General features: G+C 43.3%; 1 pseudogene. It reads left to right on the top strand.

What is annotated here, in order from left to right:
• Positions 1 to 252, top strand: a pseudogene (locus tag AAEY62_RS23600) (ATP-NAD kinase); the annotation flags it as partial.

Here is a 252-nt window from a genome sequence, read left to right as displayed (position 1 = left end):
AACAGTTGCTTTAAAAGGTAGCGATGGCGCAGCAACTGCAGCAAAAGCGCTAGCACTTGGCGCTCAGCCTAAAGCTAATAGTCGTACAAAAGCCGCACTTGAAGTATTACTGCCTTATAAAAACCAATTAACTATTTATACAGTAAATGGCGATATGGGCGAGCACTGTGCTAAAGCACTCGGCTTTAAGGTGCAAGTAATATATAACAGCAATGCTATAACCACAGCCAACGACACAGAGCAGGCTGTAAA

This window comes from Pseudoalteromonas sp. GW168-MNA-CIBAN-0100 (assembly GCF_040309225.1).
GTDB lineage: Bacteria > Pseudomonadota > Gammaproteobacteria > Enterobacterales > Alteromonadaceae > Pseudoalteromonas > Pseudoalteromonas arctica.
Note: the sequence above shows the minus strand (reverse complement) of the source record. Positions and strands in the feature narration are given on the sequence as shown.